At 73.2% G+C, this 10,095-nt stretch carries 4 protein-coding genes; 2 read left to right on the forward strand and 2 right to left on the reverse strand.

From position 1 onward, the window contains the following. The first annotated feature begins 90 nt into the window (after positions 1-90). Together ADL15_RS40450 and ADL15_RS40455 are read left to right on the forward strand one after the other, a co-directional pair. Positions 91-1,107 (forward strand): NAD(P)H-dependent glycerol-3-phosphate dehydrogenase, encoded by a 1,017-nt coding sequence (locus ADL15_RS40450; RefSeq protein WP_157441917.1) that lies wholly within the window; start codon positions 91-93, stop codon positions 1,105-1,107. Between the two features lie 61 nt (positions 1,108-1,168). Further along, the gene (locus ADL15_RS40455) at positions 1,169-1,918 is read left to right on the forward strand and encodes a 4'-phosphopantetheinyl transferase family protein (RefSeq protein ID WP_067703390.1); all 750 of its coding nucleotides are present in this window, start codon (positions 1,169-1,171) and stop codon (positions 1,916-1,918) included. Here the strand turns inward: ADL15_RS40455 and ADL15_RS40460 are convergent. Both ADL15_RS40460 and ADL15_RS40465 read right to left on the reverse strand, forming a co-directional pair. After that, positions 1,900-7,443 carry an ATP-binding protein gene (locus ADL15_RS40460; RefSeq protein WP_067703407.1) on the reverse strand — a complete coding sequence of 1,848 codons (5,544 nt, stop codon included), beginning with the start codon at positions 7,441-7,443 and terminating at the stop codon, positions 1,900-1,902. The two genes, ADL15_RS40455 and ADL15_RS40460, sit on opposite strands and share 19 nt — an antisense overlap. A 14-nt stretch (positions 7,444-7,457) precedes the next feature. Next, the coding region (locus tag ADL15_RS40465) for an SDR family NAD(P)-dependent oxidoreductase (RefSeq protein WP_157441918.1) at positions 7,458-10,095 on the reverse strand (2,638 nt) is incomplete at its 5' end.

The raw sequence follows: 10,095 nt of genomic DNA on the forward strand, positions 1-10,095 counted from the left end.
CGTATCAGGGACCTTCGGCAGTTGACCGGCGGCCGGCGGCGAAAAAGACTGGGTTCGTATCCGATGCCGGCCGCGGGAGGTGGCCACCTGATGAGTGCACGCAAACCCAGGGTCACGGTACTCGGCGGGGGCACGTGGGGCACGACGGTGGCGTCCATCGCGGCCCGCCGGACCGACACCCTGCTCTGGGCGCGTGACCCGCGGATCGCGGAGGCGATCAATCGGACGCAGCAGAATCCGCGCTACCTCGCCGGCTTCGACCTCACCCCGGGCCTGCGCGCCACCGCCGACCTGGTCGGAGCCGTCGAGCGGGCCGACGTCCTCATCGCCGGGGTCCCGGCGCAGTATCTGCGGGCGGTGCTGGAGCGGGCGGTGGACCACGTCCGGCCGTTCATCCCGATCGTGAGCCTGGTGAAAGGTCTGGAGCAGGGTTCGCGCAAACGGATGACCGAGGTGATCGGCGAGGTGCTGCCCGGGCACCCGGCCGGCGTGCTGTCCGGGCCGAACATCGCCCGGGAGGTGGTGCAGGGTTTTGCGGCGGCGGCCACTCTGGCGATGCCCGACCACCACAGTGCGCAGATGCTGCAGGGCGTGGTCAACACCTCCCGCTACCGGGTGTACACCAGCGAGGACGTCGTGGGTGTGGAGATCGCCGGCGCGCTCAAGAACGTGTTCGCGCTCGCCGTGGGCTTCGGTGACGGGCTGGGCGCCGGCGACAACACCCGGGCCATGGTGATCACCCGGTCGCTGCACGAACTGACCAGGCTCGGGGTGGCACTGGGCGGACGGGCCGAGACGTTCGCCGGCCTGGCCGGCCTAGGCGATCTCCTGGTCACCTGCATCAGCCCGCACAGCCGCAACCGGTACGTGGGACTCGAGCTCGGGCGCGGCCGACCGTTGGAGGAGATCCTCGCCTCGATGAACCAGATCGCGGAGGGTGTACGGACCACGGCCGCGGTGATGAAGCTGGCCGCCGGGCGGGGTATCGACATGCCGATCGCCCGTGAGGTCGACGCCGTGCTCAACCATCGGCAGCCGGTCGAGAAGACCTACCGCGGACTGCTGCGGGCCACGCCCGGCCACGAGGTGTACGGGGAGGGCTGGTGACGGGCGGCGCCGCGGCGATCCGGGCGGCCGGACCGGGCGCCGGCGAACCGCCGCGAACGCCGTGACCGGCGACTCCGGGCCACGGTGGATGGCCCGGGGCGAGGCGGCCGTGCCGGGCGGGACGCGGTGGCTGTCCGGTGCCGAGGCCCGCCGGTCTGCCGCGCTGGCCTACCCGAAGCGGCGGACCGAATATCTGCTGCGCCGGCTGGCCGTCAAACACACGGTGGCCGCCGTCACCGGGCGCCCGGCCGAGCCGGTCGCACTGGCCGCCATCGAGGTGCCGAACGCGCCGGACGGAGCACCGTACGTGCTGGTCGACGGGGTGCGGGCGGCGTTCGACGCGTCGGTGACCGACCGGGCCGGCTGGGCGGTGTGCGTCCTCGGGCGGCGGGTCGGCTGCGATCTGGAGCTGGTGGAGCCCCGCAGCCCCGCGTTCGTCCGGGACTTCCTGACCGCCGCCGAACAGCGCTTCGTCGCCGGGTGCCGGCCCGGCGACGACCGGGACGCCGCCGCCAACCTGATCTGGTCGGCGAAGGAGAGCGCGCTCAAGGTGCTCCGCAGTGGGCTGCGCCGCGACACCCGCAGCGTGCAGGTGGACATCCGGGCGGTCGGTCCGGACGGCTGGGGGCAGCTGTCGGTACGCCAGGCAACCGGCCCGCCGATCACCGGCTGGTGGCGCCGGGAGGGCGCGTACCTGCTGACGGTGGCCACCGGGGCGCCGACCCTCCCGCCGATCGCGCTGGAGTGCCCGAGCCCGCTGGCGACCGCGACGCCCCAGCACTCCTGGCTCGATCACCCGGCGCCGCGGTGAGCGGCCATCCCCCGCTCCAGCGCGTCGATCAACTCCGGTCGTAGTCGTTCGGCACTGATGATGCGGTCGACCGAGCCCACCGCCATCGCCCGGTGCACCGTGTGGATCCGGTCGAACTCCTCGGCCACCTCACCCAGCTTCGCCGCCCGTACCGTCGCGGTGATCTCGGCCAACCGGGCCCGTAAGGTGCCCACGGCGGGCTCGGCGGCGTGGAGCAGCCGCTCGGCCGCCTCGCGGACGCGCGGGTCACGGTCGGTACGGGCCCGCACCTCGCGTGCGAAGACGGTGGCCGCGGCGGGTGCTCCGCCGATCACCGACGCGAACGAGCCCTCGACGGCGATCATCTCGAGCTGGTCGTTGAGCACCTTGGAGAAGACCACGAACGCGCCGCCGTGGTAGCGGGAGACCACCACGAAGACGATCGGGCCGCGGAAGTTGGTCATCGCCCGGCCGATCTCGGCGCCGTACTCCAGCTGCCACCGGCGCATCGACTCCGGTGAGCCGTCGAAGCCGGACAGATTCGCCAGCACCACCAGCGGCCGGTTGCCGCTGGCGGCGTTCACCGCCCGGGCCAGCTTGCGCGACGACTGCGGGAACAGCGTGCCGGACGTCCAGGCCGACGGGCCGCCGGCCGGCACGAACCCACGTCGGGTCACCGTGTGTGACTCCACCCCGAGCAGGCAGACCGGGATGCCGCCGACCCGGGCGTCCCAGACGATCGCGATCTCCGCGCCCCGCCAGTAGGCCCAGCGTTCCAGCGGCACGGCGTCGGCGTCGGCGACGGCCCGCATCACCGAGCGCATGTCGAACGGCTTCTTGCGGTCGGCGTTGCGCGCGGCGGAGAACACGTCGCCGACCGAGACGAGGTCGGTGCCGGGCACGGCGGTGTGCGGTGCGGTGCGGACGTCGCGGGCGGCCGGGTCGGTGGTCCGGTGCCTGCGCGGGAAGGTCTCGCCGGGTACCACGTACGTGTGCTCGTAGTGGCGCAGCAGGATCTCGCAGGCGCCACCGAGGTCGGCGGCCCAGTACTGCGCCTGCCCGTTCGGGCCCATCACCCGGTCGAAGCCGCCGATACCGAAGTTGTCCTCGGCCGACACCCCGCCGGAGAAGTCCAGCGCCTGCTTGCCGGTCAGGACCATGGTGCTCGCCGGCGTCATCACGAGGATGCCGCGGGTGTGCATGAGCATCGTCGCCTCGGCGTTCCAGTAGGGTTGCGCGCCCACGTTGATCCCGGTGACGACGACGTTCACCTCCCCGCCGGCCTGGGTGAACTCGATCAGCCGGCGCAGCACGGCGGCGATCCAGTCCATGTTCTCGGTGCCGCTGTCCATAGCGATCTTCGCGCCCGAGGAGAGGGCGAACCACTCCACGGGTACCTGCATCCGCTCGGCCAGGTCCAGGGCGGCGATCACCCGCCGGCACTCCGGCTCGGCGAGGTTGCCCAGCCCACGGGTCGGGTCGCCGAGCAACGCCACCCGCGCCATCCCCTCGGGCACCGTCTCGGTGTCGTTGCTGAGCACCCCGACCACGATGTTCGCGGTGTTCCGCCCGTACGGACGGGACACCGCGGCGAGGTCGCCGCGCTCGTCCAGGTCGTACTCGGTGAACCGGCCGACCGGGAACCGGGCGACGGCGCCGGGCGGCGGGGTGAGCAGCCGCACGATCTCGTAAGGGTAGGGCGCCCCGAACCGCCGGGCCCGCAGCACCTTCTGCCGGTACGGGGTCAGTGGCCGGATCGGCTCCGCACCCGGCGGCCGCTCGCGTACCGTCACCCCGGTCCCCCAGCCCTCGACGTGCAGCACCGTGTCCGTGGCGTCCGGCTTGCGCACCCGCAGCACCACCTTCTCCAAGCCGGCACCGGCGGCCAGTGGTGCCAGCGAGCCGACCAGCTCCGTCCAGGCGTCCGGCCTCAGGTCCCAGGGCGGCCGGACGTAGAGCACGATCCGGTTGGCCGCGGGCGGGTCGTCGGCGGGGAAGCCGGGGAGTGCCTCCCGGATGCCGGCCAGCGCCTGCAGCCCCAGCCGCTCCAGGTTCGGGTAACGCAGGTTGCCGTCCGCATCCCGGGTGGGCTGCAGGTCGCGCACCTCGGCCAGGGCGAACAGGCGGTGATCCTTGGGATTGTCGTGGGCGATGCCGTGGAACAGGTACACGTCCTCGGCCGAGCGCAGCCGTTCGAGCCGGAAGTTCCCCAGTCGCCACAGGTCCAGCCGCTTGGCGAGCATCGGGTGCAGGTTGCGGTAGACGCGGTCCTCGACGAACTCGCCGTCGCGCTGGCGGTAGGTGACGTGGTGGGTGCGGAACCGTTCCGGCGCCGAGCCCTCCACGGTGGTGACGGTCACGTCCAGGCGCCGCAGCCGTCGGCCGAAGTCGCAGGCCGGCAGCATTTTGCCGAGCTCCACCAGCACGTCCTCGACGTCGGCCGGTTCACCGTGCCGCCAGGTGGCCAGATCGACCACGACCTCACCGGCGGTGCCGGGCCTATGCAGGTGCGCGGCGACGGTCCGGGACAGCCGGGGCAGGTCACCCAGCGGCGCGTACGCCGTCACGAGGTGGATCTGCGCCCCGTCGTGGTGGTAGTCGGCCGAGCACAGCTGCCGGCCGTCCACCTCGGAGACGTGCAGGTCGGTCAGCGTACGGATGCGGTAGAAGCGCCGGGTGTAGACCTCGATCAGCGTCCGGCGCATGGCGGGGTCGGTGGTGCCGCGCCAGCGACGCAGGAGCGTGCCGCGCAGCGGCTGCCGGCAGGCCACCAGCCGCTCGATGCGCGCGGCGTGCTCCGGAGCCGGTCCGGTGCCGAACGCGTCGAGGTCCGCCTCCACTCTGGCGTACTCCTCGGCGATGACCGCGTCCAGGACGGGTTCGTCGAGATAGTGGTAGCGGACGTCACGGGCCAGGTCGGCGATGACCGGTTGGCAGCCCTGGACCGCGGCGGCGAACCGGTCGAGGCGGGCGCGGGTGCCGGCGTCGGCCAGGCGGGCGAGTTCGGCGTGGTGTCGCAGGCGCCGTTCCAGGATGTTCGTCACCACCGGCACCAACTCGTCGAGCCGGTGGAACGAGCGGAACATCCACAGCACCGCCTCCTCCAGCTCCGCGGTGCGGTCGAGGCCTAAGACGCCGTAGCGGCGCAACGCCCGTTCCAGGCGGCGGCGGTACGCCTCCGGCAGTCCCACCCGGTCGGCGTCGAGCCACTGCAGGTACGACAGCAGGTACTCCTGGGTGCTGCCGTTCGCGCCGGCGTCGTCCGGGTCTGCCGGGCCGCGCGGCCGGTACAGCGAGCCGACGTCGGCGAACAGGTCGAGCAGGCTGTCCTCGCAGTGCCGCAGACCCGGGTCGGCCGGCGGCGCGGTCTCACCGAGACGCCGCTGGCGGGTCGTCATCGCCCGCGCCGAGTCCGGGTCGAGGTCGAAGCCGAGCAGGTACCCGCGCAGCGCGGAGTAGACCCGCTCGCACGGCGGGGTGCCCGGCGGTGGCGCGGCGACCAGCCCGGCGAACGTCAGCAGGGAGCCGGCCGGCGTGGGCCGCGTACCGGTCGGCCGGATCCGCATGATCGCTGCCCCCGCGTCCACCTGCGCGTTCTCGGCCGCCTCGATGGAGGCGACCACGCCGTCGAGCGGCGCGGTGACGGTGGACTCCATCTTCATGCTCTCGAGCACTGCCAGCGGCTGCCCCGCTGTCACCACGTCATCCTGGGCGACCAGCACCGACACCAGGAACGCCGGTCCGGCACTGCGGACCACGCCGCCGTCGTCCCGGGAGAACTCGTGGGACCTGCCGTCGACGTCCACCCGGATCCTGGCACCCTCGACGACCGCCACGGTCCGGTGCGAACGGTCACCGACGCGTACCCGGCCCTGCGCACCGTCGCGCCGTTCCACAATCAGATCGGCGTCCCCGGTCGCGGCTGAGGTGATCCGGTACGTGTGCCGGTCGGTCCGGTACACCCGCAGGTCGTAGTGCTGACGCCGATATTCCAGCTGACAGCGGTGGCCCACCTCGGTGGTGGACTGCGCGCCGCCGCGCCGCGCCCGGGCGTGGAACGCGGCCTGCTCGGCGGCCTGGTCGAGGTCGTAGGACGTCACGGCGGCCACCAGCAGGGCGACCGGGTCCGGGGCGGGCAGATGCTCACCCGCGGCGGTCAGCCGGTCCAGCCAGTGGTTGTCGAACCGGCCGGCGGCCACCTCCGGCCGGCCCAGCAGACCGATCAGGAAGGACCGGTTGCTGGTACCGCCGTCGATCACCACCGTGGTGTCGTCCAGCGCCCGCCGCAGCCGGGCCAGGGCCTCCTCGCGGTCCTGGCCCCACGCCACGATCTTCGCGATCATCGAGTCGAAGTCCGGCGGAATCCGGTCGCCCTCGCGGAACCCGGAGTCGACGCGGACACCGGTGCCGCCGGGCAGGACCAGAGCGGCCAACCGGCCCGGCGCGGGTACGAAACCGTTCTGCGGGTCCTCCGCGCACAGCCGGGCCTCGACCGCGTGGCCACGCACCGGCGGCGGCGCACCGGTCAGCCGGCCACCCGCGGCCACGTGCAGCTGGAGTTTCACCAGGTCCAGCCCGGTGGTCAACTCGGTCACCGGATGCTCGACCTGCAGCCGGGTGTTCACCTCCAGGAACAGATACCGCTCGGTGTCCGGGTCGACGAGGAACTCGACCGTGCCGGCGTTGCGGTAGCCGGCCGCCGCGACAACCCGGACCGCCGCGTCGCGGATGGCGTGCTCCGCCGCGGCGTCCAGCACCGTCGACGCGGACTCCTCGATCACCTTCTGGTGGCGGCGTTGCAGGGTGCAGTCGCGTACCCCGACCGCCCAGGTGGTGCCCTGGCCATCGGCGATCACCTGCACCTCGACGTGCCGGGCACCGGGTATCAGTTTCTCCAGGAACAGCGTCGGGTCGCCGAAGGCGGACTGCGCCTCGTCCCGCGCCGAGGTGAACGCGGCGGAGAGGTCGCCGGCCGTGTGCACGATCCGGATACCCCGCCCGCCGCCGCCGGCCGCCGCCTTCAGCACCAGCGAGTAGCCGATCCGCTCGGCGTGCACGCCGGCCTGCGACAGATCGTCCACCGGTCCGTCGCTACACGGCACGACGGGCACCCCGACCCGCTGTGCCATCTGTTTGGCGGCCACCTTGTCGCCCAGCAGCCGGATGGTGGCACTGTCCGGGCCGACAAAGACGATCCCGGCCTGTTCGCAGCGCTGCGCGAAGGACGCCCGCTCGGACAGGAATCCCCACCCGACCCACACCGCGTCCACGCCGGCGCGCAGCAGCGCGCCGAGCACCACCGCCTCGTCGACATACCGGGATCGGCGGACCCCGGTGACCGGGTCGGTGACGGTTGCCGGACCGAGCGCCACCGCCTCGTCGGCCTCCCGGACAAACCAGGCGTCGGCGTCCGGCTCGGTGTACAGGACCACCGTGGTGATCGGCGGCCGGTCGCCGGCCCGGTTCAACTCGTGCACGGCGGTCAGCGCGCGGATCGCCGGTTCGCCGCGGTTGGCGATGGCCAACCGCCGGATCGTACGGGGCATGCCGTCCACCCCCCTCAGCCGTGCATGACGGATCGGAACGGGGCGCACACGTCCTCCGGCAGCGCATCGGGCAGCTCCACCGTGCGATATCCGTCAACGCACAGGACGACCGCGCCGTCGTCGTCGCGCACCACACAGTCGAAGCCGCCTCTGCCGTCCGGTCGTACCGTGGCCAGCAGCCCGGCGTGCTCAGCCGGGTCGCCGCCGAGACGCACGGCGCCGACGTGGGCCGGCAGCGCCAGCCGGCCCTGCCGGCCGGCCTCCCACAGGCCGGCGGTCTGGAAGCAGAGCTCGACCAGCCGCGGTCCGACGACCGTGGGCTCACCCGCCGGTGCCGCCAGATCGGTGGCGAAGCGGGCGGCGGCGCCGTCACCGTGCCGCCAGGCGGAGCCGACGACCTGGTAGGCCGGGCCGTGGAAGTACAGCCGGTAAACCTCCGCCGGGCTCAGCTCCGGCGGTTGCGGATGCACCTCGGCGTCGTCGCGCCCGAGGTCATACGGCTGCGCGGACAGACGTACCGACCCGGTGAAGTGGGTGGTGCGCTGCACCTCGCCGGTGCCCGGCAGGGTGCGTTCGGCGGACAGCCGGCACTCGGCGAGCAAGTCCGCGCCGGCCGGGCGCAGCAGCGCGGTGACGCGCAGCGTCCGCGGTTCGTCGCGGTAGAACTTCACCGGCGCCGAGAAGTTCACGTCCTCGACCGCCACCACGTGCCAGCCGGGCACGAGGAGACGCGCTACCTCGGCGAACGCCTCGATGCCCATCACTCCGGGCAGCACCGGGGTGCCGTCGATGCGGTGGTCGTCGAGGAACGGTGTGGCCGCCGGGTCCAGCGTGGTCTGCACGATCAGTCCGTCGTGCACGCTGAAGCCGGCCGGCGCCGCGGCCATCGGTCCGCCCGGTGACAGGCTCGCCAGGTCCAGGCCGCCGGCCTCGTGGTACTCCCCGGCCATCGCGCCCAGTTCACCGGCGACGACCACCTCGCCGTCGGCGGTGCCGCAGGTCAGCTCGCGCCGGATCCAGGCGACGCCGGCCGCGGCGGGGAGCATCTCGACCCCGGCCATCTCCATCACCTTGGGGATCGAGCCGCGGGTGGCCATCCCGATCCCACCCCACGCCGTCCAGTCGACGGCGAGGGCGTGTATCCCGGGGCGGCTGCGCCGCAGACTGCTCAACACCTTGCACTGCAGGTCGTTCGCGGCGCTGTAGTCGGTCTGTCCCACGTTGCCGAAACGGCCGGCGACCGAACTGAACGCGACGACCGTGCCGAGCGGCAGGTCACGCGCCGCGTGCAGGACGTTGAACAGCCCGTCGCCCTTCACCGCCAGCACGAGGTCGAACTCGGCGGGCTCCTTGTCGGGCAGGGTGTGACTGATCTCCACCCCGGCGGCGTGCAGCAGCACGTCGATCCGGCCGCTGATGGCGCGTACGTCAGCCATGGCCTTCTCGACGGCGCCCGGATCCGTCAGGTCGACGCTGTGGTAATGCGCGGTCCCGCCGGCGCGTTCCACCGCCTGCACGGCGGCCAGCGCGGCCTGCAACCGCTCGAAACGGGCCAGTGCCCGGTCGATCAGGACCGGCGTGGGCCGTTCACCGCGATCGCGGAGCCGGGTCGCCAGCTCGGCCTTGAAGCCCTCGCGGTCCTCGGCGTAGCGGCGCAGATCCGGGTCGGCCGGGTCCGGCGCGGGGGTCAGGTCGAACAGGTGGAAGGTGCCGCGTGCGGCGTCCGCCAGGTCCGCGGTGATCGCCGAGACGATGCTGCCGGCCGCGCCGGTGACCAGGAAGACCTGGTCTGAACCGAGCGGGGTCCCGGTGGCGGGGAACGGACGGACGGCCAGGCCCACGCCCCAGCGCCGACCGTCGGCGTAGCCGACCTCGACGCAGCCGGGATCGCGCAGGGTCTCGTCGACCAACCGGTCCGCCAGCGCGGCGGTCTTCCGGCCGGACGCGAAGTCGACCGCCTTGACCAGCGCGCCGGGCCGCTCCCGGCGGTACGCCTTGGCGAAGCCGGTGACCGCACCGCCCAGCGGGCAGGTCGCCCCGTCCTCGCCGTAGCCGTGGTAGCCGCCGAGCCGGGTCGCGGCGACCAGGAACGGGCTGTCGTCGTAGAGCCGGCGCATCGTGGCGTAGAGCGTGCGGACACGCCGGTGCAGTGCGGCGCGCCAGCCGTCGAGGTCGAGACCGTCGAGGTCCCCCTCGTCGTCCAGGGCGGCCAGCCAGTACACGCCGTGCACCGGCCCGCCTGCCAGTGCGTCGTCCAGTGCCGCGTCCGGGTGGTCCGGGTCCAGCGTCAGCACCTGGACGCCCAGCCGGGTCAGCCGGGTGGCCAGGGCCTCGCCGACGCCGCCCTGGTCCGGCAGCAGGACGACACGGGTGTCACCGTCCAGGGTGATGCCGGTCGGCACACATGCGGCCGTTTCGGGACGCAGCGCCGGTACGGGCACCCGGCGGGTGATCCGGTCGGTGGCGGCGAGGTCACCGGCGACGGCGGTGATGACCGGCGGGCCCGCGGTGTCCCGGCGCTCCGGCACCGCCGCGGTGGCCGGTCCGGCGGTGTTGTCCCGGACCCAGCCGACGACATGCGTCAAGGTCGGGAAGTCCCGCACCTGGAGGGTTTCGTCCCGGGCCAACCCGAACCGCTCCCGCACCGCCGCG

The organism is Actinoplanes awajinensis subsp. mycoplanecinus (genome assembly GCF_001509495.1).
Classification (GTDB): domain Bacteria; phylum Actinomycetota; class Actinomycetes; order Mycobacteriales; family Micromonosporaceae; genus Actinoplanes; species Actinoplanes palleronii.

Excerpts from the sequence above, each read along its gene's own strand:
- ADL15_RS40450 (WP_157441917.1), top strand. The coding sequence starts at position 91 with ATGAGTGCACGCAAACCCAGGGTCACGGTACTCGGCGGGGGCACGTGG.
- ADL15_RS40460 (WP_067703407.1), bottom strand. The coding sequence starts at position 7,443 with ATGCCCCGTACGATCCGGCGGTTGGCCATCGCCAACCGCGGCGAACCG.